Origin of the sequence: Komagataeibacter xylinus, from assembly GCF_031081985.1 — a bacterium.
Lineage (GTDB): Bacteria > Pseudomonadota > Alphaproteobacteria > Acetobacterales > Acetobacteraceae > Komagataeibacter > Komagataeibacter xylinus_E.
This window is the reverse complement of the sequence record NZ_JARWSK010000010.1, coordinates 96,153-119,862: the sequence shown is the minus strand read 5'-3', so window position 1 is coordinate 119,862 and position 23,710 is coordinate 96,153. Positions and strand designations below refer to the sequence as shown.

At 60.3% G+C, this 23,710-nt stretch carries 21 protein-coding genes and 3 pseudogenes; 11 read left to right on the top strand and 13 right to left on the bottom strand.

What is annotated here, in order from left to right; genetic code table 11:
- Positions 1-11: 11 nt before the first annotated feature.
- The 3 genes from QEG70_RS16315 to cydD all read right to left on the bottom strand — a co-directional run bounded on the left by QEG70_RS16315 (position 12) and on the right by cydD (position 5,072).
- Entirely contained in the window at positions 12-1,622 is a 1,611-nt protein-coding gene (locus QEG70_RS16315) for a cytochrome ubiquinol oxidase subunit I (RefSeq protein WP_308721580.1), read from the bottom strand.
- Between the two features lie 64 nt (positions 1,623-1,686).
- Positions 1,687-3,378: a thiol reductant ABC exporter subunit CydC gene (cydC, locus tag QEG70_RS16310; RefSeq protein ID WP_308721579.1), complete on the bottom strand. Its 1,692-nt coding sequence runs from the start codon at positions 3,376-3,378 to the stop codon at positions 1,687-1,689.
- Positions 3,375-5,072, bottom strand: coding sequence for a thiol reductant ABC exporter subunit CydD (cydD, locus tag QEG70_RS16305; protein WP_308721578.1), 1,698 nt, complete (start codon positions 5,070-5,072; stop codon positions 3,375-3,377). Before cydD ends, cydC begins: the two co-directional genes overlap by 4 nt.
- A 638-nt stretch (positions 5,073-5,710) precedes the next feature.
- Between cydD and QEG70_RS16300 the strand changes: the two genes are divergently transcribed.
- Positions 5,711-6,148 (top strand): protein tyrosine phosphatase family protein, encoded by a 438-nt coding sequence (locus tag QEG70_RS16300; protein WP_308721577.1) that lies wholly within the window; start codon positions 5,711-5,713, stop codon positions 6,146-6,148.
- Between the two features lie 490 nt (positions 6,149-6,638).
- Here the strand turns inward: QEG70_RS16300 and QEG70_RS16290 are convergent, their stop codons facing one another.
- Positions 6,639-7,202: a TetR/AcrR family transcriptional regulator gene (locus tag QEG70_RS16290; protein ID WP_308721576.1), complete on the bottom strand. Its 564-nt coding sequence runs from the start codon at positions 7,200-7,202 to the stop codon at positions 6,639-6,641.
- 68 nt (positions 7,203-7,270) lie between these two features.
- Here QEG70_RS16290 and QEG70_RS16285 point away from each other — a divergent pair, with 68 nt between their 5' ends.
- From QEG70_RS16285 to QEG70_RS16275, 3 genes are read left to right on the top strand one after another with little or no spacing between them, the layout of a single operon-like run.
- The gene (locus QEG70_RS16285; protein WP_308721575.1) at positions 7,271-7,975 is read left to right on the top strand and encodes a DUF1349 domain-containing protein; all 705 of its coding nucleotides are present in this window, start codon (positions 7,271-7,273) and stop codon (positions 7,973-7,975) included.
- Entirely contained in the window at positions 7,972-8,514 is a 543-nt protein-coding gene (locus QEG70_RS16280; RefSeq protein ID WP_308721574.1) for a sugar O-acetyltransferase, read from the top strand. The genes QEG70_RS16285 and QEG70_RS16280 overlap by 4 nt, the downstream gene beginning before the upstream one ends.
- Positions 8,515-8,537: 23 nt before the next feature.
- The gene (locus QEG70_RS16275; RefSeq protein WP_308721573.1) at positions 8,538-9,380 is read left to right on the top strand and encodes a PhzF family phenazine biosynthesis protein; all 843 of its coding nucleotides are present in this window, start codon (positions 8,538-8,540) and stop codon (positions 9,378-9,380) included.
- 171 nt (positions 9,381-9,551) lie between these two features.
- Here QEG70_RS16275 and QEG70_RS16270 read toward each other — a convergent pair.
- Both QEG70_RS16270 and QEG70_RS16265 read right to left on the bottom strand, forming a co-directional pair.
- A pseudogene (locus QEG70_RS16270) lies at positions 9,552-10,315 on the bottom strand (IS5 family transposase).
- Positions 10,316-10,387: 72 nt separating this feature from the next.
- On the bottom strand, positions 10,388-10,591 hold the full coding sequence (locus QEG70_RS16265; protein ID WP_308721572.1) for a hypothetical protein: 204 nt from the start codon (positions 10,589-10,591) through the stop codon (positions 10,388-10,390).
- Positions 10,592-11,124: 533 nt separating this feature from the next.
- Between QEG70_RS16265 and QEG70_RS16260 the strand changes: the two genes are divergently transcribed.
- Positions 11,125-11,820 (top strand): RBBP9/YdeN family alpha/beta hydrolase, encoded by a 696-nt coding sequence (locus tag QEG70_RS16260; protein WP_308721571.1) that lies wholly within the window; start codon positions 11,125-11,127, stop codon positions 11,818-11,820.
- Between the two features lie 262 nt (positions 11,821-12,082).
- Here the strand turns inward: QEG70_RS16260 and QEG70_RS16255 are convergent.
- The 7 genes and pseudogenes from QEG70_RS16255 to QEG70_RS16225 form a co-directional block, all read right to left on the bottom strand.
- Positions 12,083-12,693 (bottom strand): annotated as a pseudogene (locus tag QEG70_RS16255) (nitroreductase family protein).
- Between the two features lie 51 nt (positions 12,694-12,744).
- Positions 12,745-13,175 (bottom strand): annotated as a pseudogene (locus tag QEG70_RS16250) (FAD-binding oxidoreductase); the annotation flags it as partial.
- 84 nt (positions 13,176-13,259) lie between these two features.
- Positions 13,260-14,873 carry a rhodanese-like domain-containing protein gene (locus QEG70_RS16245; RefSeq protein WP_308721570.1) on the bottom strand — a complete coding sequence of 538 codons (1,614 nt, stop codon included), beginning with the start codon at positions 14,871-14,873 and terminating at the stop codon, positions 13,260-13,262.
- Positions 14,870-15,469 carry a cysteine dioxygenase family protein gene (locus QEG70_RS16240; protein ID WP_308721569.1) on the bottom strand — a complete coding sequence of 200 codons (600 nt, stop codon included), beginning with the start codon at positions 15,467-15,469 and terminating at the stop codon, positions 14,870-14,872. Before QEG70_RS16240 ends, QEG70_RS16245 begins: the two co-directional genes overlap by 4 nt.
- Before the next feature lie 5 nt (positions 15,470-15,474).
- Positions 15,475-16,275 carry a class II aldolase/adducin family protein gene (locus QEG70_RS16235; protein ID WP_308721568.1) on the bottom strand — a complete coding sequence of 267 codons (801 nt, stop codon included), beginning with the start codon at positions 16,273-16,275 and terminating at the stop codon, positions 15,475-15,477.
- 25 nt (positions 16,276-16,300) lie between these two features.
- Positions 16,301-17,278, bottom strand: coding sequence for an NAD(P)-dependent oxidoreductase (locus QEG70_RS16230; protein WP_308721567.1), 978 nt, complete (start codon positions 17,276-17,278; stop codon positions 16,301-16,303).
- A gap of 11 nt (positions 17,279-17,289) precedes the next feature.
- On the bottom strand, positions 17,290-18,381 hold the full coding sequence (locus QEG70_RS16225; protein WP_308721566.1) for an LLM class flavin-dependent oxidoreductase: 1,092 nt from the start codon (positions 18,379-18,381) through the stop codon (positions 17,290-17,292).
- Positions 18,382-18,532: 151 nt separating this feature from the next.
- On the opposite strand from QEG70_RS16225, the gene QEG70_RS16220 reads away from it, so the two are divergent.
- The 6 genes from QEG70_RS16220 (at position 18,533) to QEG70_RS16195 (ending at position 23,608) form a co-directional block, all read left to right on the top strand.
- Positions 18,533-19,426, top strand: coding sequence for a LysR substrate-binding domain-containing protein (locus QEG70_RS16220; protein WP_308721565.1), 894 nt, complete (start codon positions 18,533-18,535; stop codon positions 19,424-19,426).
- A 99-nt stretch (positions 19,427-19,525) separates the two neighbouring features.
- Positions 19,526-20,224, top strand: coding sequence for a peroxiredoxin-like family protein (locus QEG70_RS16215; protein WP_308721564.1), 699 nt, complete (start codon positions 19,526-19,528; stop codon positions 20,222-20,224).
- On the top strand, positions 20,214-20,747 hold the full coding sequence (locus tag QEG70_RS16210) for a flavin reductase (RefSeq protein ID WP_308721563.1): 534 nt from the start codon (positions 20,214-20,216) through the stop codon (positions 20,745-20,747). Before QEG70_RS16215 ends, QEG70_RS16210 begins: the two co-directional genes overlap by 11 nt.
- A 25-nt stretch (positions 20,748-20,772) precedes the next feature.
- Entirely contained in the window at positions 20,773-21,855 is a 1,083-nt protein-coding gene (locus QEG70_RS16205; RefSeq protein WP_308721562.1) for an ABC transporter substrate-binding protein, read from the top strand.
- Positions 21,852-22,847 (top strand): ABC transporter permease, encoded by a 996-nt coding sequence (locus QEG70_RS16200; protein WP_308721561.1) that lies wholly within the window; start codon positions 21,852-21,854, stop codon positions 22,845-22,847. Before QEG70_RS16205 ends, QEG70_RS16200 begins: the two co-directional genes overlap by 4 nt.
- Entirely contained in the window at positions 22,841-23,608 is a 768-nt protein-coding gene (locus QEG70_RS16195) for an ABC transporter ATP-binding protein (protein ID WP_308721560.1), read from the top strand. Before QEG70_RS16200 ends, QEG70_RS16195 begins: the two co-directional genes overlap by 7 nt.
- Positions 23,609-23,710 lie beyond the last annotated feature (102 nt).

Here is a 23,710-nt window from a genome sequence, read left to right as displayed (position 1 = left end):
ACCGTTTCCTGTCAGGACGCCATGGGACGCATGTCAAAGGCGGATGCCTGAGGCGTAGCCGGTGCGTGCGGCTCCATGCTGTCATGCTCGGGGCCAAGGCGGGCAAACTTGAACATGAGGTAGAGTTCAGCCGCGATGAACACGCTGTAGAGCAGCACGAAGCCGATCAGCGAAAACACCATGTAGGACACGCCGTGGCTGGAGGCCGAGAGGAAGGTGGGCAGCCAGCCAAACACGGTCCATGGCTGGCGGCCTGCTTCCGCGGTGATCCAGCCGAACTCGGTCGCCAGGATCGGCAGCGGGATCGACCACATGCACAGCTTCAGCAGCAGGCGGCTGCGCTCAAGCCTGCGCTTGAGGCTGAGATAGGCCGAGATGGCAAACAGCGCGAAGAACCACAGCGACAAAAACACCATCAGCCGGAAAGACCAGAACGTGACGAACACGTTGGGCAGGATGTCGGGCTGAGTCGCCCTGACCACATCATCGATCTGGTCTGCCGGAATGGCCGTTACATCCTGTCCGGGGGCATGGCGGGTGGCAAGCAGGCCATAGCCCATGTCCTGCTCATGCGCGGTGAACTGCGCAAGGTCCGTGCTGCTGTGGGTCACGCCATAGCGGCGGAGTGCTGCCACCGCATCGATCCCTGAACGGATGCGCGGGCCTGCCGCCTCCTCGAGTTCATGCATGCCGGTAATGGGCTGGTCAAAGGTGTGGGTGATCAGCGGGGTCAGGACCAGCGGCACGCCAATCTCGTAGTGATTTTCCTGCCTTGCGTCATCGGGCAGGGCGGCGACGATCCACGGCTCGAACGGCGGGTTGCTGGTGTGCCACAGCCCTTCGATTGCGGCGATCTTGGTGGGCTGCTTTTCATAATCCAGCCGCCCCAGCACGTCGCCCAGCGTGATGACCGCCACGGTGGAAATAATGCCGAACAGCGCAGCCATGCGGAACGACCGCGCGGCGAACTGCCGGTGCTGCCCGCGCAGCAGGTAAAAGGCGCTGATGCCCATGACAAACATGGCAGCCGACACATAGCCCGCAACCGAAGTATGCACGAACTTGGCCTGTGCATCGGGGTTGAAGACCAGATTGACAAAGCTTTCGAACTGCATGCGCATGGTTTCGGGATCGAAATGCGCGCCCTCGGGCATGTTCATTCCGGCATTGGCGATCAGGATCCACAACGCCGACAGGTTGGAGCCAAGGGCCACCAGATAGGTAATGGCCAGATGCGCCTGTTTGCTCAGCCGGTCCCAGCCAAAGAACATGAGGCCAACGAACGTGGACTCCATGAAGAAGGCCATCAGCCCTTCAATCGCCAGCGGCGTGCCGAACATATCCCCAAAAAAGTGGGAATACATGGACCAGTTGGTGCCGAACTCGAATTCCATGGTAATGCCGGTCGCTACACCAATGGCGAAGTTGATGCCGAACAGCTTGCCCCAGAACTGGGCCATGTCCTTGTAGATCTGCCGGCCGGTGACGACGTACACCGTCTCCATGGCCGCCAGCATGAATGTCAGGCCCAGCGTCAGCGGCACGAACATGAAATGGTACAATGCCGTCAGCGCGAACTGGAAGCGCGACAGGTCGACGACATCGGGGTTAATGAATTCCACCGTCAGGTCTCCTGATTTCGGTATGGTCGTGAGGGAATTTTCCGGGTTTCAGGTCATCGTCGGGTCATGGTGCCCTCCCGGCCTCATGAAACCGGCCCCCCTCGACATGCACCACCCGGTCCATCCGCGCCGCCACGGCAGGGTTGTGGGTAATGCACAGGATGGTTGTCCGTGGTGGCAGGGCCTGCAGCAATACGGCCATCAGGTCGCGCTCGGTGCGTGCATCCAGCCCTTCGGTCGGTTCATCAAGGATGACCCATTCCGGGCTGCGCAGCACAACCTGCGCTATGGCCAGCCGCCGCGCCTGCCCGCCGGAGAGACGCACGCCCCCCTCCCCGATCAGGGTATCCAGACCGGCAGGTTCCGCCTGCACGAACGCATGTAACTGCGCGACGTGCAGGGCGTGCCACATCGCCTCCTCCGTGGCGGTGGGGCAGGCAATGGCCAGGTTGCGGCGGATACTGCCCACAAACAGGTGAAAGTCCTGCGCCACCACGCCGATATGCCGGGCCATGATGTCCGCATCGACATCGCGCAGGTCCACGCCGCCAAAGCGGGCCGTGCCTTCCTGATAGTCATGGAAACGGAACAGCAGGTTCACCAGCGTGCTCTTGCCCGCGCCAGACGGCCCGACAATCGCCACGCGCTCCCCCTGCGCCACCAACAGGTCGGCATGACGCAGCGCCCAGCGCCGTGCCCCCCGATAGCGCAGGCCAATACCGCGCAGCGACAGGTCCAGCGGCGCCACGGGGCTGCGGGGCGCCGCTGGCGCAGGCACACAGGGGGGCGTATCGCACAGGGCAAATACCCGGCCTGCCGCCACCCGCGCCTGCCCCAGCAACTGCCATGCCGCAGGCAGGGGAATGAGCACATCAAACGCCGCCAGCCCCCCCAGCGCCAGCATGGGCAGGCAGGCCGCAGACAGCACGCCGGTGCGATAGCCCCTGTCCGCCATGGCCAGAACGCCCACCGCGCTCATCATGGCGATGATGGTCATTGCACTCCGCGCGCCGCCTTCAATCAGGGCCACGCGCCGGCGTGCATGACGGATATCGGCTTCACGCGCGACAATCTGTGCCTGCACGGCCTGCGCGGCACCAAGGAACATGAACTCACCCATGCCCTGCAGCACTTCGGTCAGGTCCGCCTGCATGGCATCCTGCTGGTGACTGATGCGCTGCAGGGCACGGGCGGATAACGCACCGGCCATGCCCGGCAGCACACCACCGCACACCACCAGCCCCCCGGCCAGCACCAGGGCCGCCGAAAGGGAAAACGCGCCCGTAACCGCCACAAACACCACGCAGCAGATGGCAGCACTGGCAATGGGCAGCAGCCCTTCCAGATAGAACTGCCCCATCCGGTCCGTATCCGCCACGAAGCGGAACAGCATGTCGCCACTGCGCTGCCGCGCCAGTATGGCAGGGGCCTGTGGGGCGAGGCATTCGAAACTCCACCCCCGCACCCGCCCGATCAGGCGCAGCGTCGCATCATGCGTGACCAGTCGTTCCAGATAGCGGGCCACAATACGCATGGTGGCAAAAAACCGCACACTGACCGCAGGCAGGAACAGGTTGAAGGCGTTGCGCGCGGCAATCCCGCCCAGCCCGGCCACGGCAGCCGCCGCCAGCAGCCAGCCCGACAGGAACAGCAGCCCGAAATTGGCCAGCGACGCCGCAACCGACAGCGCAAGCCCCAGCGCCATCTGCCACCGCAAAGGCCGCATGAGGCCAATAATGCGTGCCAGCGGGCTCATGCCGCGCGCTCCACGGGGGCGTGCGGGCTGGAAAAAACCTGCCCATCCCGCAGGCTTGCAACCTGCGCGGCCTGTGCGATCATGGCTGGCCGATGGGCCACCACAATACCGATCCGCCCCACTGCCGCGCGTGCAATGGCCGCGGCCACACGCTGTTCACTCCGCGGGTCGAGGTTGGCGGTGGGTTCATCCAGAATCAGCACCTGCGGGTTGCGCAGCAGCACACGCGCCAATGCCAGGCGCTGCACCTGCCCGCCCGACAGGCCCGCACCGCGTTCACCCACCATTGTATCGAACCCCTGCGGCAGGGCCTCGATAAAGGACAGGGCATCGGCCTCGGCCGCTGCGGCGCGCAGGGTGTCGATATCCGCCATCGGGTTGGCCAGGCGCAGGTTTTCGGCAACGGTGCCATGGACCAGCCGTGGCTGCTGGGGCACCCAGCCAATCCTGTCCTGCCAGTGGCCATGCGACACGCCACATTCATCCATGGCCGTGACACGCCCCTGCGTGGGGTGAATCAGCCCCAGAAGCAGCCGGATCAGGGTGGTTTTGCCCACGCCGCTTTCACCCGTTACAACCGTCAGCACATTGCGTGTGAACGTGCAGCCTGCGTGCGACAGCACCGGCTCATCGGCCTGATAGCCAGCCGTAACATCTTCACACCTTATGGAGACCAGCGGCGCACCGGCAGTGCTGCCCCATGCATCGGGCAGGGTGGCCGTTTCGGGCAGGGAGAAAAGCTGACTGATGCCCGCCATGGCCGCCGTCGCATTCTGGCGGGCATGATAGCTGGCCGAGAAGGCACGCAGCGGCATGAAATATTCTGGCGCAAGCAGCAAGACCAGAAAAGCCGACTGGAAATCGGCCTTGCCGTCCAGCAGGCGCGCGCCAAACACGACGGCCACCAGCGCGATGGACAGGCTGGCAAAAAATTCCAGTACGGCGGATGTCAGGAAGGCTACCTTCATGACTGACATGGTGGTGGTGCGATACTCATCGGCCATGCCCACAACAGCGGTCACCGCATCACGCGCCCGACCGAACAGCCGCAGCGTGGTCAGCCCCTGCAATGCATCGAGAAAGGCTGAGCCCAGGAGCAGGAGCTGCGTCCACTGCCGGTCCATGATCGCCTGTGCACGATACCCCACCAGCGCCATGAATACGGGAATAAGCGGCCCCGTGCAGGCAAGGATGACAAAGCTCCATGCATCCAGGTGCATGACCACGCCAAGCACCAGCAGCGGCAGGACCACCATCATGGCGGCGCGCGGCACGTATTGCGCAAAATAGGGCTCCAGCGCTGCAATGCCACCACCCATCACGGTCACCATATGGCCCGTCGCCTGCCCGGCCAGGCCAACAGGGCCGACATGGAACAGGTGGCGCAGCAGTTCGCGACGCATGGCTGCGGTCAGGCGCAGAGCGCCTTCATATGCCACCATATCGGCAGCCCATTGCAGCAACGCGCGCCCGGCCAGCAGGGCCAGCAGCATTGCCAGCCCGGCAGACTCATCGGAAACGACGCGGCCATGGAACGCAAGGTCGGACACGATGCGCGCCAGAACAGCCAACTGGAGAACCAGCATGACTGCCGCTGCCCCACCCAGCACGACAGCCGCACCAAGCCAAAGGCCGATGCGCCGCGTAAACCCCATGAGCGTTCTGTTACCGGGATTGTCCATAACCACTTTCACACCATTTATCTGCCCCTATCCGGACAGATAATTACATACTTTATGTATATATGATTATATTAAGTATGTAAATATTTGATGTCAAGAAGGAGCGAGGCGGTCCTCTTTAAAAAAGACCTCGGATGGGCTGGAAAATCCTGGCGGCAGGCGAGACTGTTGCGCGACAACATCACCCCGCGAGCGCCATTCGCTTGGCGGATCAGTCAGCGCCGAATACTCATAATGGACCAAAAAAACTCTATAAAACAGTTCGATGGGTTCATAAGTGCGCACAAAACAGACCGGGCAAGAGGGCACTTGCAATGAACTGCGCGATCGATCGAATGCGCACATACCCAGCGCAGCAAGGGCGCTAAAATTCAAGATGCATCGCCGATATCAGCCTGCAACAACATTCTTGACGACGGACGATACGGGGGATAATATTTACATACATAATATATTTATGTAATTAAAATGCATTCAGGAGGTGATGCCCGGTAGCGTCATGCAGGCAGTAGCCACGCGGGTCGAGGCTGGTTCAGCATGAACCTCTGCCCTGGCCATGGGGGGCTACCTTCAGGCTACGTGCCATATGTATTAAAAATGGCATGAATACCTGCGTATTTATTTCTTCATACAAAATAAGGATCTGTTCCGTGAACGATTTGGCCCGCGCCCTTACGCCTATGTTCTATGTTGCTCCGCAACTGACTGTGTCCGATATCAACAAGGCAGCTTCTGACGGGTTCAAAAGCATCCTTTGCGCTCGCCCTGATGATGAACAGGGAAATCATGTACCAAGCAAAGAGATTGAACAGGCTGCTTTTTGCCTGGGTCTTGATTTTACAATTATTCCAGTGCAGCAGGGGCATCTGCCAGATGCCAATGCCGTGACCCGCATGCGCGCGGCGCTCAAACTTATGGCCGGGCCTGTACTTGGATATTGCCGTTCTGGCACACGGGCAGCGCAATTATGGGCGATGGCCGAGGTTGGCACCCTGCCGGATTCAGAAATATTGGAAGCCGGGCGCAAGATTGGCATCGATCTTTCTGCCGCCATTGCCGCAGCCCCAAGGCCGAATGCCGACACCTGAGCGATGCAGTTCCGTGGCAGCGCCCATCAAGGGTGCAAGTTCTGCCATACGGTTGGCCCGCAGGCGATATGACGCAGATTTCCTGATATGAGCGCCAAACACGGACGATACGTTCTGATGGCGCGGATATCTCCATGCCCAGTGGGGATATCGTCAATGCAAGGAGGGGCGTTGTCGGGCAGCGTTTGTGAACATGAAACATACCAACGCGATGGCATGGAAACCCGCTCGTGCTGAGGCATAATGCCCGTAATCCTTGACGAGCCTACGGCATCGTATTGTCTACGCAACAGATCGGTCGACTTACCCACCGGCGTGGCAGCAAGACAAAGCCGCGTCCGGCCTTGGCGCAGATGACCGAACGGGGATATCCGCGGCTCGGGGCCAGCATACATTCACCGTATGTGTGGAAGCGGCAATTCGCAAAGGTGGCATCCGGCGATACCAGCAGGGATGCAAAGTGAGATACGCTTGCATTACCGGGCACTCTTTAGCCATGCGAACCGCAGATGCGACGGATGATATCCTCTATCTGCCCACGGTCCAGCTTTGCGTGATCCACCGAGCCATGAATGCCCATGCCCTCGACCAGGGCATCGAGTGCGCGGCAGGTCAGCGGATCGAAGAAGCGCCCCAACGCCTCCCGGCTGGCCTGCATCCAGTCGCGCATGATGGCCGCGAGTTCGGGCTTGCGGGCGGCAAAGGCGTATAATTCATAACTCAGCAGCAGCGTGCGTGGCGTGGACCAGATGTTTCCGGCGATGATATCGACAAGCGCTCCTATCGCTTCCTCCCGGTTTCCGGCCTCGGCCAACCGCCCGACAAAGGCTGCGGAACTGGCCTGAGCCACCTGCGTAAAAGCCAGTTGAAGCAGGTCGTCCATGCCGTTGAAATGGTATGTCATCGAGCCAAGCGGCACGCCTGCCGCCTTGGCCACGCGGCGGTGCGTCGTGCCCTGCACGCCGTGTTCCACGATCACGTCCACGGCAGCATTGATGATGCGCTGCTTGCGGTCGGGATCAGGGCGGCGGATGGCTGAAGGGTTGCTTGACATGAAGGAACAGGTTTAGCCTTGCGCTATGTGTACATTCGTACACAAGATGAATATCTCAACGATGCGGGATGGTAGCAGTGAGCGAGAATACCGAAAAGAACGGTTCCCCCGGCATGACACGACGCACGGTCATCGCAGCAGGCGCGGCAGTCAGTGGCATGGCCTTGGGCGGTCGGGCACATGCCAGCACGCGCAGCCCGTGGCGTGGCGGGGTCTGGCTCAACAAACCACACCACAGCGCGATCAGGGCCGATGCGCTTGAGATGACGACTGACAAGGGCTCCGACTTCTGGCGCGAGACTTTCTATGGCTTCACGCGCGATAGCGGCCATTTCTACGGCATGCATGCCCCTGCCCGCTTCACCGCGCAGCTTCGCATCCGCGCCGAATATGAAAAGCTGTACGATCAGGCCGGTCTCATGGTGCGCATTGACGAGACGCGTTGGGTCAAGGCTGGCATAGAACTCTCGGATGGCCGCGCCATGCTCAGCAGCGTGCTGACCGATGGCCGATCGGACTGGGCCACGGCGCCTTATGAGGGCGACCCGAAGGATTTCTGGATGCGCGCAAGCGTGGCCGATGGCGTGCTGCGGCTTCAGGTCTCGGGTGATGGCAGGACCTGGCCGCTCGTGCGTCTGGCCCCCTTCCCCGTGGCTGAGTCCTATCTGGTCGGGCCGATGTGCTGCACGCCGGAGCGCGAGGGGCTGAAGGTGCGTTTTTCTGACTGGCACCTGACCCCACCGCTTAACAAGCCACTGCATGACCTGACATGATGCCCCACCGCAGCGAAAAACAGAAAATGCTGGCAGGCGAGCTGTATGTGGCCAGCGACCCCGAATTGCAGCACGAACTGGCGCAATGTGCCCAATGGGTTGCCCTGTACAATAGCGGCAACGCCTCCCTGCCCGAACGGCTGGGTGCGGTTGGGGTGAATACCTGCATCCGCCCGCCATTTCATTGTGATTATGGCTACAACATTTTCCTCGGGCGCAACGTGTTCCTCAATTTCAACTGCATCGTGCTTGATGTGGTGCCGGTCAGGGTCGGGGATGGCACGCAGATCGGCCCCGGCGTGCAGATCCTAGCAGCCGATCATCCGCGTGACCCGGATTTGCGCCAGAAAATGCTGGAATCTGGCCGCCCCATTACCATCGGCAGCAATGTCTGGATCGGTGGTGGCGCCATCATCCTGCCTGGCATCACGATCGGGGATCATGCCATTATCGGGGCGGGCAGTGTCGTCACCCGCGATGTGCCTTCTGGCGTCACCGTCGCTGGCAATCCGGCGCGGCCCCTGCATATTGGATCATAACCTCGGCGGACAAGCGGACACCCATGGCTGAATTCCAGTTTCAACAGATCGATGTATTCTCCGCCGAACCGACCAGGGGCAATCCGGTCGCCGTAGTAATCGGGGCCGACGGCCTGACCACCGAGCAGATGGCCGCCTTTGCCAACTGGACGAACCTGAGCGAAACCACGTTCCTGCTCCGGCCCACCACGCCGGATGCGGATTACAGGGTGCGTATCTTTACGCCCCGGACCGAACTGCCGTTTGCTGGCCACCCTACCCTGGGCAGTTGCCATGCCTGGCTGGCTGCGGGCGGCCAGCCACGCGGGAATACGATCGTGCAGGAATGTGGGCTGGGCCTTGTGCCGGTGCGCGCGCATCATGACTGCCTCGCCTTTGCAGCGCCCCCATTGCAGCGATCGGGGGCGGTGGAGCCCGCCCTGCTGCACCGGGTTGCAAATGGGCTGAAGATTCCCGCCTCCTCCATCCGGACTGCGGCATGGACTGATAATGGGCCGGGATGGCTATCCGTCATGCTGGGCTCACGCAGGGAGGTACTGGCGCTTGAACCCGATTACGCGGCCCTGTCTGACCTGTGTATCGGCGTAACAGGCCCTTGGGATCCCATTCTCGATGGACAACAGGCACAGTTCGAGGTGCGTGCCTTCGCCATGGCCTGTGGGGTCAATGAAGACCCCGTGACCGGAAGCCTGAACGCCGGGCTGGCGCAGTGGCTCATCGGCAGCGGGCTCGCGCCCGGGCATTACATTGCCAGCCAGGGCACCTGCCTTGGCCGGGCCGGCCGCGTGCATGTTGATCTGAAAGATGGAAAAATCTGGGTTGGCGGAGTAACAACGACCCTGATTGCAGGCATGCTGCGGTTATGATCCTTCCTGCGGGAAAGGTGGTCTGTCTGCCCCAGCATTGTTGAGCAGGCAGGCGGAACAATGCAAGATGTTTTTCCATCTCAGATGAAGGCGTTAGCGGAATACGCTCTCCAGCACGACATCGAGCGCCTGCGGGGTATCCGTGCCAACAATCCCGTCTAGGCTCAGGGCTCATTCTTTGAGATAGAAGATGAAGCTTGCTGCGATGTGGATTGCAGACATGACTGTATGAACGCAGCGGTCGTATCTGGTCGCTACACGTCGCCAGTCTTTCAACTTTGCGAACATGTTTTCGATAAGGTGGCGCTTTTAATACAGGTGCCAGTTGTAAGATGGCTTTGATTTCCGGTTCTTCCTCGGTGGAATGCAGGCGGTAATGTCCCGTTCGACAGGATATCGTCTGATCCGGTTGCTGTCATAACCCCGATCCCCGATGACCTCTTCTGTTTCTTCCGGCAGGTGCGCCAGCAGAATATCTGCCCCTTTGAAGTCACTGACCTGTCCCGCAGTCAGATGAAGCCGGATCGGTCGGCCCTGACCGTCGCACACGGCATGGAGTTTTGAGTTCAGGCCGCCTTTCGTGCGTCCGATATGGCGGGGAAAAACCTCTTTTTAAGCAAGGAGGCTGCTGTCCGGTGTGCTTTCAGATGTGTCGCATCAATCATCATACGCTTCGAACGGCCAGCCTGTTCTGTCAGGGCGACAAAAATTCTGTCAAAGACACCTAGGCGGCTCCACCGGATGAAGCGATTATACAAAGTCTTGTGCGGACCATACGCTTTCGGGGCGTCTTTCCACTGAAGACCGTTGCGGATCACGTAAATAATCCCGCTCAGAACACGACGGTCATCCACACGCGGAACCCCATGAGCCAGAGGAAAAAACGGTCTGATCCGTTCTATCTGGCTCTCAGACAGCAAAAACACGTCACTCACAGCCTAACCTCCATCGGTAAGCCTGTGAATCACAATACCCCACTCAGTTCAATAAATTAATAGGTCCTGAGCCTAACCAATCGTAGTAGATGCACGTGCGCAGCGATAATGACGGACGACTTGATTCATCAAATCACCTGCTGCACTGACGGTATGGTTATGAAAGGTGCGCACGCTATCATGCGCGGCATAGAAGCGCCGGGTTTTACGGTCAGCTTCCAAAATGAGGGCACCGAGAAATGTGCCATCAATTTCTACAATCTGAGATTCGAGCATGGAAATCCTGTTCCCTCTCTCTCTACACGCTTTCACGCGTCTCTCGAGGTCGACAGTCATTCTGCCGACCATTCTATCCGATTGCCGTCACGTATTGTGCGGCGGTCGTGGTGCTACATCGATTCATGCAGCACATTCGTCTGATGGCATGGATCATATGATCTTAGTCCCAAACTCTGGCACGCGGGTTAAGGGGAGAACGTGGGCACCATACACGCCCCACATTGTAGGTCAACATATATATCATTTTTTTACAGTGGTATAATTTTAATGCATCATTTTTATGTTTTTTATGAAAGGTGATCTCCATTATCGTATAAAATTGAATCCTAACAGATTGTTATGGCGACAGTTTTCTCATGCGCCATGCCTGCCAATTTCTACGCCAAGTATCTGCTCTTTGCTACATCCGGGAGTAGATGGAGGTCAGCATCTGTCGGTTTTGCAGACATCGATCATTGATGTCCAATTTCACTATATACTATAGTTATATAAAAATGAAAACGTCATCGCTTGATACGTCAGGAAATACCATGTCTTCTTTCAATATGCCGCACTACGGCACAAGAACTGATCCCATGACGACATGCGATTTTTTGAGAACATCCGTTCAGGACATCGACCCGAGTGAAAAAGCAGCGGCAGCACTTGCCAGTTATGATGTCGTCATCGTGCCGGGTTTGGATGGATCAAATCCTCGGCACTGGCAGTCTCGCTGGGAAATATTGTTGCAGCAGCATGGAGCATCCGTATATCGGGTTCAGCAGGACGACTGGATGCATCCATTTTATCCTACATGGAAGCAGGGATTATTATCTACACTGCGGCAGGCTCATCGGCGTGTTATTCTTGTTGCGCACAGTCTGGGGGCAATACTGGTGGCTCACGTGGCTGCTGAAGAAGGATTGCCTGAAGTTGCGGGGGCTTTTCTGGTCGCGCCCGCTGATATTGAGCAGTATGAAGGCCCTGCCATCACGCGCATAAAGGCATTCCAACCCCTGCCCAGAAAACCCCTGCCTTTTCCTGCTGTCATCATGGCGAGTGAGAATGATGAGTGGTTATCTTTATCCAGGGCACATGTCCTGGCCACTGAGTGGAAAGCGGAATTGGTCAATGCTGGTACAGTCGGGCATATTGGCAATGTTGCAAATATCGGCATGTGGCGTGATGGTCTGTCGGCATTGACGCAATTTGCTGATAACCTGCCATCCAGAACGCGGACCTGTTAGGTTTTGTATTGCATAGCTATTCGTGGCCGACATGATTCCGTCTGTCTTTACCTGATGAGACAACGCGCCGTGCCCGCCCTGAACGCGCCAAGACAGGCAAAAAGGCAGGCACAGGAAGGGTAAGGCTCTCGGCCCCAGGATCGGTGTCGCCTCAGGTGGTTATGGGCTGGGCGCTCTTTCATCCTGCCAAGGAAAAACGATCCTCAAGTCGCCTGTCCCCCATGGGCTTGCAGGTACCGGCATCTGGCTGAAGACCTGTCGGCTATGCCATGTCCTGATCTTGTTGACTGACAGTAAAACGCCCCTGAAAAGCAAGCTGGTGTAATGCCCGCCGTCCTGATGGCTGTTCGCGCTGCCGCAATGAATCGGGGAGGGTTTTTGTCTCTCCCTGCCGACCTATGATGATAGCGGCATTGGGCGCGTAATCATCGGATAACTCAAGCCCCGCACGTGCCAGTTCCTGATCAAATCCACTGACGGGATGCGTGGCCCAACCTGCCTTGCTGGCCTGAAGCTGGATCAGCACCGAGGCTGCCCCCGCATCGAATGCATGGGTTGGCACGGGCTCGGCCTTTCCCCTCCATGACAGTGTGCGATGCGATATAGACCAGGGCAGATGCATGCTGCGCCCAGCCATGGTTGAACGGGATCAGCCATGACAGGAACCGCTCCCATTCCGGCGTATCGCGCCGGGCATAGATAAAACGCCAGGGCTGCGAATTATAGGCCGACGGCGCCCAGCGCCCGACATCGAGAAAGGCCAGAAGCTCCGCCTCGGCAATCGGGGCAGGCGTAAAGGCGCGGGGCGACCCAGCGGTCAAGGATCAGGCGCTCGACCGGGGTATCGGACAGGCATTCGGGGGCTTGGGTCATGGAAGTCCTGTTTTCAATGCCGTGGAAATACGCGTTCGGGGCCAATGCCCCTTAACCCTGATAGACCGGCCCCGGCGGCAGCAGCTTGCCGGGGTTGAGGATGTTGAGCGGGTCCATGGCGTGCTTGAGCGCGCGCATGACCGCAAGCGTGCCCGCGCCGTGCTCGGTCTCAAGAAATTCCAGCTTGTGCCCATGCCCACGCCATGCTCGCCACTGCATGAGCCACCCAGCGCCAGCGCCCGGTGCACGATCCTGCGGTCAAGATCCAATGCGCGGGCATGGCCTGCGGGCGTATCATCGGTGATGATGAGGGAGTGGAAATTGCCATCGCCCACATGCCCCAGCAGCGGCACGCGCAGGCCGGAGGCCGCAATATCTTCCCGCACGCCCGCAATCAGTTCGCCCAGCTTCGAGATCGACACGATGCAGTCGGTTGAAATGACGCGCGCAATAGGCTCGGTGGCCTTGGCGACCCAGAAGGCCAGTTACAATCATGCTGCGAGATGGCAGGGCACGGGAAAAGTCATGTTCTTTTCCCGGTCCTGGCAAATGGCGTTGCAATCAGGTTATGGGCCATCTTCCAGCACGCTGAAGCCATGTGTCCCGTCACGTTCCAGTTGCGCTACAAGTCCGAATTCCCAATCCAGATAGGCCTGCATTGCGGCGGCGGCATTATCGGTGCCTTCATAAGGGCGCTTGTACACATCATCAGCCCGCGACAGGGCACGGCTTTCATCCAGCCCGGTTTCAAGCGGCAGGCCCGCATCACGCCATGACAAGGTGCCTCCCGCCAGTACGCGTATGTGCAGCCCCTGTTTGCGGAGTTCCGGCGTGGCAATGCGCGCGCCCAGCCCATCGGGGGAAGTCAGGACGATCTCGGTATTCTTCTCCCATGTCTGTGAAGGCAGATCGCTCCGAATGGCGAAGACCGCGCCGGGCACATGACCGCGGCGGAACGTGGGGCTGGATGCGAGGTCAATCACAACCGGGGCATGCGATGTGTCCAGTTCGGCCGCCAGTTCCAGCGCACCCACCGTTTCCACCTCCGGCAGTGGTGCCACCAGCGTGGCGGGTTCAGGCCCGCTGGCGCGCGGCAGGCCTGCCCAGTTATGCAGGACATAGACTTCCTGCCAGCCCAGTTGACGGAGCCAGTGGCCTGTCATGCGCGCGCGCACGCCGTCATCATCGGTCAGCACGATGGTGCCATGGCGCACGCCCACCCATTCATCCGTGGCCTGTACCAGTTGCCCACCGGGCGCGGAACGGAAACCCTTGAGGTGCTGCGTCACGTATTCCTCAGGTGAGCGGACATCAAGCCGATAAAGGGTGCGTCCTTCCCCTGCTTCCAACTGGTCCAGTTCCATGCGCCCGATTTCCCGCACACCCGTGCGGCGGGCAAGGGAGCGGGCTGTCTCGCGCGCCTTTGCCACATTATGGGCTGATGGGTCTCCCGCCTTCCGGGTTGCATCATGATCGAGTTGCAGGCCGGCCAGTGTCCAGCCGATCGTGCCGTTACGCAGCGCAAGGACCGGGTTGGGAATACCGGCATTGACCAGGGACTGGGTGCCGATAATGGAGCGTGTGCGCCCGGCGCAGTTCACCACCACCGTTGTATCGGGCGATGGCGCGATATCGCGCACACGTAGCGCCAGTTCCCCCCCGGGCACGGAGCGGGCGGTCGGAATGGACATGGTATTGTATTCGCCAAACCGTCTGGCATCGAGGACGACAATATCCTCCCCCCGCTCCAGCCGCTCATGCAGGTCGCGCGCCGCGATCGAGGGTGTACCGTGCACGTGTTCCACCAGCTCCCCAAATGCCTTGGAAGGGACATTGACATCAATGAACAGCTCCCCCCCAGCCTCCCGCCAGCCATCCAGGCCGCCTTCGAGCACACTGACATCAGTATAACCCAGCGCCGCCAGAACAGGCAGCGCACGGGCCACGCGCCCTTCCCCATTGTCATACAGCACAATGGGGGCATCGCGGCGAGGGATCAGCCCCCCGATCCGCTCCTCGATGCGGCCAAGGGGCAGATTGACGGCAAACAGGGGGTGTGCCGAGGCAAACGGACCTTCCTCACGCAGGTCGAGCAGGGCGATTTCATGCCCTTCGCGCAGGCGATCGCGCACGAAACTGACGGAAGCAACGCGGGAAGCCGCGGGAATCTGGATATTCATGCTGCCTCCGCACGGCGGGAGCGATCCCACAGGTTGGGCACTTCCTCGCTGGAATAGCCAGAGATGAAGGTTTTCTCCGCCCCCGTGGCCACATCATAGGTCGCGCGGGCAACACCACCGATATTATCCCCATAGACATGGATGGAAATGGAGGCCCGATCCGGCAGGGCGTTGGCCACGAGATGGTAGTCATTCACGCCCGGCGTAAGGGAGGCCACCTGCCCCGGCTCAAGAAACGTGGTCTCTATGGCGCGGAACGTGCCATCAGGATCACGCGCGAACTGGGTCTCGCTCTCCCGCCCCCGCAACATGCCGATCAACCCCCATACACGATGATCATGCAATGGCGTTTTCTGCCCTGCTCCCCAGACAAAACTGACAACCGAAAAACGCTCCAGCGGGTCGCAGTGCAGCAGGTACTGGCTGTACCGCGCCGGGTTGGGGCGGGTAAAGGGTTCGGGCAGCCAGTTATCGTGCTGGACCAGCCTGCGCAGCAGATCGGCGCCTTCAGCCTGAATGGCGGCCGGTGAGAGGCCGCGATCATACAGCCTTGTAAAATCGGTTACGAAATCGCGTAGCGGTGAAATGGTGCTCATGTCATTCAGTCCAGTAAATCGGGTTCAAGGGCCACGATCCAGTCCCACAGGGGCTGGAAGCAGAAATATCCACCCTGCTGGGTGCCCACCTGACTTGCGGTCAGGCGTGCGATGTCGGGGGCAATGGGTTTGACCCGGCCTGCGGCTTCGGCGAGGAGCTGGGTATGGGCGGCGTTGTCCATGCTCAGGAACCACCACGCTGCTGCTTCCACCGTCGGGCCGACGGTCAGCAGGCCGTGATTTTGCAGGATCAGCGCCTTGCGCGGGCCAAGGGCGTGGGCCAGGCGCTCGCCTTCGCTGTCATCAAGCACAACGCCACTGAAAGGATCAAAAAGTTCATGATCCTCATAGAACGCGCAGGAATCCTGCGTGATCGGCAGCAGCTTTTTGCCCAGCGCGGAAAAAGCCTTGCCATAGGTGGAATGGGTGTGGGCCGCCGCAATAACGTCGGGCCGCGCCCGGTGCAGGGCGGAATGGATGGTAAAACCCGCCGTGTTGATGGGCCGGTCCCCCTGCAGGATCGTGCCGTCGTGATCCACCAGTTGCAGATCGGATACCCTGATCTGGGAGAAATGAACCGCCAGCGGGTTGATCCAGTACTGATCGGGAAATTCCGGATCGCGCGCGGTCACGTGCCCGGCCAGCCCCTGATCGAACCCGTAGCGGGCAAACAGCCGGAACGTTGCGGCCAGCCGCTGCTTGCGGTGCAGACGCTCGGCTTCAAACGACGCGGCTGCCGGGCGTGGTTGCAGCCTGCGTGCCCGTGCCTGCGCCTGATTGTGCCGGGAAGAGGGTACTACGTTCATGAAGAAGGCTCCCTGTCAGGAAAGATCAGTAACCACGGTCCGCATCCACCACATCAAGGAGCGGACGATCGCCGAGGAAACGGTTCAGATTGTCCGCGATGCGGCGGGCGAGATTCTGGCTCACGGCAGGCCCTGTCCATGACAGGTGCGGCGTCAGCCGTATGGCGGGATGGCTGTAAAACGGGTGCCCGCGGGGCAATGGTTCAGGAGTGGTGACATCAAGGGTGGCAAACCCGAGCTGCCCGCGATCAAGCGCATCGAGCAGCGCGTCCTGATCGACCAGGCCACCCCGGGCGACGTTGATCAAGTGGCGGCCGGTCCTGGCACGCGCCAGCAGGGCGGCGTTGACGCATAATGCCGTCTGGGCCGTCAGCGGCAGGGCGAGGACAAGGTGATCGGACTGCCCGGCCAGCGCCTCGAGTGTGGCAACGGGCTGCACATCCGTATCCGCATGGTCCCAGGCGCCACGCCGCCATGCCAGCACCCGCATGCCAAACGCCCGCGCACGCACGGCCACCGCCCGCCCGATCGCCCCATACCCCGCCAGCCCCAGCGTCTGGCCTGCCAGACTGGCCAGCGGCGGCATGGCCTTGGCCTCCAGCCACCCCTCCGGTCCGTCCGGCGTCATCGCATCAAGTCGTTTGGCGCGCAGCAGAATGGCCGCAAGCACGTATTCAGCAATGGGGATGGCCGCATCACCACGACCACATGTTACCGTGCGCCCACGCAGCAGCCATTGCGGAAACCCGTCCACGCCAGCGGAAGCAAGCTGTACCCATCGCGGGCCGTGCCGTTGCCATGCCTCTGGCGGATGAAGCGGCGCGTTGCGCCATGCTGGCGTGGGTGCGGTCAGCAGAATATCCGCATGCCCGACATCCCACGGCGCCGCGCATTCACGCTCCCCCGTCACGACTTCTATACGCTCCGCGAACTCAGCCAGCGCTGGCGCCAGAAACGCGCCAATCTGGTTGACCACAACCGGAGCCCTGGCGATTACGGCCATCCCCCTGTTCCTCAGGCTGCCGCAGTCTGGCCTTGCCCATCCTCGGCCGCAATCAGGGCGCGGACGCGCGGGATCAGGTCCCGCCCGTATTCATAGGCATCCTCCAGCGGATCAAAGCCGCGGATCAGGAAGGTGCTGATTCCGATACGGTAGTAATCCAGAAGCGCCTCCGCCACCTGATCGGGCGTGCCAACCAGCGACGTCGAGTTCCCGCGTGCGCCGGTCAGAGCGGCGATGCCGGTCCATAAGCGCTTGTCGAGGCGTGACCCCTGTTCAGCCGCGGCCAGCAGGCGGCGCGAGCCTTCGTTCGGGATGTCGGCGGCACGGGCGTAGCCGGTTTCAGCCTGCAGGGCGCGGGCGGTTTCAAGGATCCGGTCGGCCTTGGCCCAGGCGGCCTCTTCCGTATCTGCCAGGATCGGGCGCAGGGAGAGCGAAAAGCGCGGGGAGCGTCCATGCCTTGCGGCGGCGGCCCGTACGCGCGCTACGGTTTCACTCACCTGTTCATAGGTTTCACCCCACAGGGCATAGACATCGGCATGCTTGCCCGCCACCACGATCGCCTCATCGGAAGAGCCGCCGAAATAAACGGGAATGCCACTTTCACGGTAGGGATGGACCAGCGAGCTGGCCCCGCGCACATTGTAGAAATCCCCCGTATAATCAAAGGGCACGCGACTGTCCCACTCCGCGCGGACGATATCCAGATATTCGCTGGTGCGAGCATAGCGGCGGCCCTTGGTCGTATGATCGCCATCAGCCTGCAGTTCGACATCACTGCCCCCAGTGATGATATGCACCGCAACGCGCCCCCGGCTCAGGTTATCAAGCGTTGCCAGTTGCCGTGCCGCGATGGTGGGGGCGTTGAAGCCGGGCCGGTGCGCGATCAAAACCCCGAGATCGCGCGTAACCGAAGTGACATGCTGCGCCAGAAGAATACTTTCGGGCGAGTTGGAATGAAACGCGATCAACGTACGGTCAAAACCGGCGTTTTCATGGATTTTGGCCGAAGCCTCGATGTGGTTGAGATCCACAGCCGCTCCCTGCGGAGGAATGGTTTCCGACTGATTGCGACTGCCGATAAAGCCGATAAATTCCACAGGCATTGCTGCTACCCCCATATTGCACGATGATGATTCGTCGTTTAGATAAATTTATCACCATAACAATGTTAATTGGCAATTTAAAAACCGTTATATAACGGTTTAATGTCGTTAATATGAGATGCTCTTTCCTGCCTTATGGAGATAAGTCATCGTGTCACATCCCCCTCCCCCGCGCGCGCCACAGCGGATGGCGCGCAATGTGCAGACTGAACTGCTGCGTTCGTTTGTTGCCATTGTGGAGGCGGGCTCCATGGCGCAGGCGACGGAAACAATCTTCCTGACCCAATCCGCACTGAGCCTGCAGATGAAACGACTTGAAGACATGCTGCAGCAGAAGTTGTTCCGGCGTGACGGGCGCAGGCTGCTGCTGACCGCAACGGGCGAGGAACTGGTCACCTATGCCCGCCAGTTGCTGGCGCTGAATGACCGGATCATGCAGAATCTGGGCCAGCAGTCCGACCCCGAGCCGATTACGGTCGGCATGGTCCAGGATTTTGCCGATACCATCCTGCCTGACGTGCTGGGTCGCTTCCGGCTGGAACATCCGCGCGCGCGGTTGATCGTACGCGTGGGAGGCTCGATGGAACTGCTTGAAATGTTTGACCGTTCTCGCCTTGATCTGGTGCTCTGCCTTGGCCAGCATGGCGACCGGGCCGGTGCATCATGGGATGTCGTGGGGCATGACCGGATGGTCTGGCTAGGCGATCCCGCCAATATCGAACGCGAGGAACTGCCCCTCGTGCTGCTTGAGCCCCCCTGCCGTTTTCGTGATGCGGCCCTGCGCACCCTGACGGAAGCGCGGCGGGATTATCGTATCGTCATGGAGACACCCAACCTGCCTGCCCTGCGCGCAGGCGTGCGTGGTGGGATCGGAATCAGTTGCCGCACGCGCCGGTTTGCCGCTGCCGAAGGTTTACCGGTCATAACCGCCAGTTCCCTGCCACCCGTACCCGATATCGAAACCATTCTGGTCCGGCGTGATGGACTGGCGGACAGCGCCCATGATTTTGGTGACCTGCTCGCCGATGCGGCGGGGAACCAATGAGTAATCCTCACATGCAAATTGAGGGAAACTCTTTTGTCGGCTGGGTGAGTGTTAATTCATAATAGCGACTTCTGATCGTGATTTCGCAGGAATCGAGACATGAATGCCGACCATTTCACTACCGGCGCCTCGCTACGGAAGCGTTTTCTTGAGCTGGAAAACGAGCGCAAACGCAGCTGGGCGCCTGAAGCACTGGCCGTAAACGCCAACCAGCGTGCAACACTGGTTGGCGGGCATGGGCTCGAGCCTCATGTCAGCGCGGGCGACACCCTGCCCCCGGCTGGCCTGACCACTGTGGATGGTCACACGATCACGCTGGATGAACTGAGTGCGCAGGGGCCAGCGGTTCTGGTCTTTTTCCGCTTTGCGGGGTGTCCCGCCTGCAATATTGCACTGCCGCATTATCGCGATACGCTGTGGCCCGTGCTGCGGGCGGCCCATATCCCGCTTGTCGCGATTTCGCCGCAGCCCCCTGCCCTGCTCAAGGAAATTGTCAGTCGGCATGACCTGCCTTTCCCCGTCGCAACCGACAGCAACCTCGCCCTCTCCCGGGCACTGGGGATCACCTATGAGTTCGATGCGCCGTCCCGCAGTGCCGCACAGGCAAAAGGCAGCACCAGCCAGGGCCTGAACGGCACGGATGCATGGGAACTGCCCAAACCTGCCGTGATCGTAATCGGGCCCGGCCGGATCGTGCAGTTTGCCGATATTTCACCCGACTGGATGGACCGCACGGAAACGCCGGCAATCCTGTCCGCCCTGGGACTGCCCGCGAAGGAAAGCCTTCATGCAATCTGATACGATCATGCCTGTGGAACAGGTGCCGGATGTCACGGGCGATCTCTTCCGTAACGCCATGAGCCGACTGGGCGCGCCTGTTACTGTCGTAACCACCAGCGGTCCTGCTGGCCGGCAGGGACTGACCGTTTCCGCCATAACCAGCGTCAGTGCTTCACCACCCACAGTGCTAGTCTGCCTTAACCGCGACAACCGCTCCCATATAGCGTTCATTCAGAACGGTGTGATCGGGATCAGCCTTCTTTCACGGGGGCATGAAGACCTTGCGGGCATATTTGCCAGCAGCCGTCGCACGCCGGATGAAAAATTCGCGGTGGCGGAGTGGCGTACCGATGTAACTGGCGCGCCTTTGCTGTCTGATGCGCTGGTTACGCTCGATTGTACCATTGCCCTCATTCATGCCGCCAGCACGCATGACGTGCTGTTCTGCACGGTAGAAGCCATTCACGTTCATCCCGCCGGTGAAACCGGGCTGACCTGGTTCAACCGTCAGTTCCATACCCTGCCGCTGCTCCCGGCCTGAAACGGGCCCAGAACAAGGTTTTCCGATGTCCATATTTTCCCGAATTTCCCGACGGGAAGCCCTGACTTCCCTTACCGGGCTGACAATTGCCGCGTTCGTGTCCGGCCGCGGGCCGTCAGCCCGCGCGGCAGATGAAATGCCCGGCATGGACGCCAATGGAGCCTGCGTGGGGGCAGAAGGGAACGGGGCCATCGCGCCACCGTCTGGACCACCACGCAAGCTGACCATTGCGTGGAATGAAACGGCACTATGTGTGGCGGCCATACCGGTTGCCAGGGAGAAAGGCTTTTTTGCCCGCTACAATCTTGATGTTGATTACGTCAATTTTGGCGGTGCGACCGACCAGTTGCTTGAAGCCCTGTCAACCGGCAAGGCGGATGCAGCCCCCGGCATGGCGCTGCGCTGGCTCAAGCCATTGCAGCAGGGTTTTGACGTCAAGCTGGTCGGCGGCCTGCATGCGGGCTGCATGTACATGCTTGTGCCCCCGGGCAGTGCCATTCGGCAACTGACCGATCTGCGCGGCAAGACCGTAGGGGTTACGGATATTGGTGGGCCTGACCGTAATTTCTTTGGCATCCGCCTCAAACAGGCCGGTGTAGACCCGGAAAGCGAGGTGCAGTGGCGGCAATATCCCGCCGACCTGCTGCCGCTGGCACTTCAGCGCGGGGATGTGCAGGTCATCACGGATTCCGATCCGTTTACCTATGTGCAGAAACGGCAGTTCGGGCTTGTCGAGATTGACAACAACATGAAAGACGCCTGGGCCCATGCGGCATGCTGCGTGATCGGCCTGCGGGGCAGCCTGATCCGTAATGAACCCCAAGTGGCCGTGGCCGTAACCCGCGCCATACTGGATGCCGGTGCGTGGCTGGCGTGCAACCCCGATGAAGCCGGGCGCATCTTCAAGCCATATGCCCCGAAGGTCAGCGCCGAAGATTTGGCGCAGATGATCAGGATTGAAGGCCATCACCACCAGAGCGTAGGGCCGAAATTCCATGATGAAATTGTTCAGTATGCCAATGCGTTAAAGGATATCGGCGTATTCCGCCCTTCCCTTGATAGCGCACGTTACGCCAACCGTGTCACACAGGACCTGTTCAGCGCATGACCCAGACAACGTCCTTCCCCATCCATGACATCGACACCGTGCCGGAAGCCGCCATCTCCCCCCGCAAGGCATGGCCATCTGGCCTTTTACCTTGGCTGGCGGGGCCTGCGTGGTTCGTCGCTGCTTTTGTGACATGGTTCTGGCCGGATGCTGATGATTTTCCGGCCACTGACAGTCTTGCCATTGTATTTGCAATCATGGGTATCATTCTTGTGCCCGCAGCATTGCTGCGGCGCTTTTCGGCAAAAGCACCGTGGATGATCGCCCTCGCCCTCGGCTTTGCTGCGTGGGAAGGAGTGCAGGCCAAACTACTCCTTCTGCCCCGTCCCTTTTTTGGCACGCCACAGGACCTGCTGGATGTGTTCATGACGGACTGGCACAAACTGGGGGACAGCCTGCTCCATTCACTGGGCCTGCTCGCGGTTGGTTACATCACGGGGTCCCTGCTGGGGATTGCCATTGGGGTCGGGCTGGGCCGTTCGGCCCGGTTCCGCTACTGGGTGCAGCCCGTCATAAGGCTGGTTGGCCCGCTCCCGCCTGTTGCCCTGCTGCCTCTGGCTTTTGTGATCATTCCCTCAAGCTGGGCTGCAAGCGAGGCGCTGATGGCGCTGGCCTCGGCCTTTCCGGTCATTGTGCTGACATGGTCGGGCATCTCGGCGGTGGACCCGGCCTATTACGACGTCGCCCGCACCATGGGGGCACGTGACCGCTTTCTGGTTTTTCGTGTGGCGCTGCCTGCGGCGGCTCCGCAGATATTCGTGGGCCTGTTCATGGGGCTGGGCATGTCCTTTGCCATGCTGGTCGTGGCTGAAATGCTGGGCGTCAAGTCAGGACTTGGCTTTTACATGCAGTGGGCACAGGGGTGGGCGGCCTATCCCAACATGTATGCTGCCCTTGTGGTCATGTCCCTTATGTGCACCGGGCTGATCACCATTCTGTTCCGTATACGTGACCGTATTCTTGGCTGGCAGAAGGATGGACTGAAATGGTAAACGCCACCATGACCCCGCTGGGTATCCAGCTTGATAATGTAAGTCACGGCTATGATATCGGGGGACGTTTTACCCCCGTTCTGGAAAACGTGAACCTGAATATCGCGCCAGGTGAGTTCATTGCCCTGCTCGGCCCTTCCGGCTGCGGCAAATCCACCCTGCTGCGGCTGGTGGCAGGCCTTGAGGCACCGCATGCCGGGCGCATACTGGCCGATGGCGCCCCCATAACCGGCCCCGGCCCTGACCGGATTGTCATGTTTCAGGACCCGACCCTTTACCCATGGCGCAGCGTACGGGCCAATGTCGCACTCAGTCAGGATATTTCTGGCAGGGTCGATAACGCGGCGGTGGATGCCACCATTGCCATGGTCGGACTGCAGGGGTTTGAACGTGCCTGGCCGCACCAGCTTTCTGGCGGCATGGCACAGCGGGCCGCACTTGCACGGGCACTGGTCAATAATCCACGCCTGCTCATTCTCGATGAACCCCTTGGCAAGCTGGACAGCCTGACACGGCTGACCATGCAGACCGAACTGCTACGCCTGTGGCAGGATCGGGGCTTCACCGTCATCATGGTCACGCATGACGTGGAAGAAGCATTATTGCTGGCCACCAGGGTTATTACCTTCAGCTCCCGCCCGGCCAGCGTGGTGTCGGATATCAATATCGACCTGCCCTATCACCGTCATCGCGATGATCCACACCTGCTTGCATTGCGCCGCGATATCCTGGTCCAACTAGGGCATAGTGCGGACTGGTAACCAGCAGCGACACCCGCAACATGCGGCCAGAAACCCGATTGACCGGGAGGAAATCACATGGTCGGGGAGCCGTTTACATGACGTTAAATCCGGATCAGGAAA

Excerpts from the sequence above, each read along its gene's own strand:
- QEG70_RS16285 (WP_308721575.1), top strand. The coding sequence starts at position 7,271 with ATGGTAGCAGTGAGCGAGAATACCGAAAAGAACGGTTCCCCCGGCATG.
- QEG70_RS16280 (WP_308721574.1), top strand. The coding sequence starts at position 7,972 with ATGATGCCCCACCGCAGCGAAAAACAGAAAATGCTGGCAGGCGAGCTG.
- QEG70_RS16200 (WP_308721561.1), top strand. The coding sequence starts at position 21,852 with ATGACCCAGACAACGTCCTTCCCCATCCATGACATCGACACCGTGCCG.
- QEG70_RS16245 (WP_308721570.1), bottom strand. The coding sequence starts at position 14,873 with ATGAATATCCAGATTCCCGCGGCTTCCCGCGTTGCTTCCGTCAGTTTC.
- QEG70_RS16215 (WP_308721564.1), top strand. The coding sequence starts at position 19,526 with ATGAATGCCGACCATTTCACTACCGGCGCCTCGCTACGGAAGCGTTTT.
- QEG70_RS16195 (WP_308721560.1), top strand. The coding sequence starts at position 22,841 with ATGGTAAACGCCACCATGACCCCGCTGGGTATCCAGCTTGATAATGTA.
- cydC (WP_308721579.1), bottom strand. The coding sequence starts at position 3,378 with ATGAGCCCGCTGGCACGCATTATTGGCCTCATGCGGCCTTTGCGGTGG.
- QEG70_RS16260 (WP_308721571.1), top strand. The coding sequence starts at position 11,125 with ATGTCTTCTTTCAATATGCCGCACTACGGCACAAGAACTGATCCCATG.
- QEG70_RS16275 (WP_308721573.1), top strand. The coding sequence starts at position 8,538 with ATGGCTGAATTCCAGTTTCAACAGATCGATGTATTCTCCGCCGAACCG.
- QEG70_RS16210 (WP_308721563.1), top strand. The coding sequence starts at position 20,214 with ATGCAATCTGATACGATCATGCCTGTGGAACAGGTGCCGGATGTCACG.
- QEG70_RS16205 (WP_308721562.1), top strand. The coding sequence starts at position 20,773 with ATGTCCATATTTTCCCGAATTTCCCGACGGGAAGCCCTGACTTCCCTT.
- QEG70_RS16265 (WP_308721572.1), bottom strand. The coding sequence starts at position 10,591 with ATGCTCGAATCTCAGATTGTAGAAATTGATGGCACATTTCTCGGTGCC.
- QEG70_RS16240 (WP_308721569.1), bottom strand. The coding sequence starts at position 15,469 with ATGAGCACCATTTCACCGCTACGCGATTTCGTAACCGATTTTACAAGG.
- QEG70_RS16225 (WP_308721566.1), bottom strand. The coding sequence starts at position 18,381 with ATGCCTGTGGAATTTATCGGCTTTATCGGCAGTCGCAATCAGTCGGAA.
- QEG70_RS16235 (WP_308721568.1), bottom strand. The coding sequence starts at position 16,275 with ATGAACGTAGTACCCTCTTCCCGGCACAATCAGGCGCAGGCACGGGCA.
- QEG70_RS16290 (WP_308721576.1), bottom strand. The coding sequence starts at position 7,202 with ATGTCAAGCAACCCTTCAGCCATCCGCCGCCCTGATCCCGACCGCAAG.
- QEG70_RS16230 (WP_308721567.1), bottom strand. The coding sequence starts at position 17,278 with ATGGCCGTAATCGCCAGGGCTCCGGTTGTGGTCAACCAGATTGGCGCG.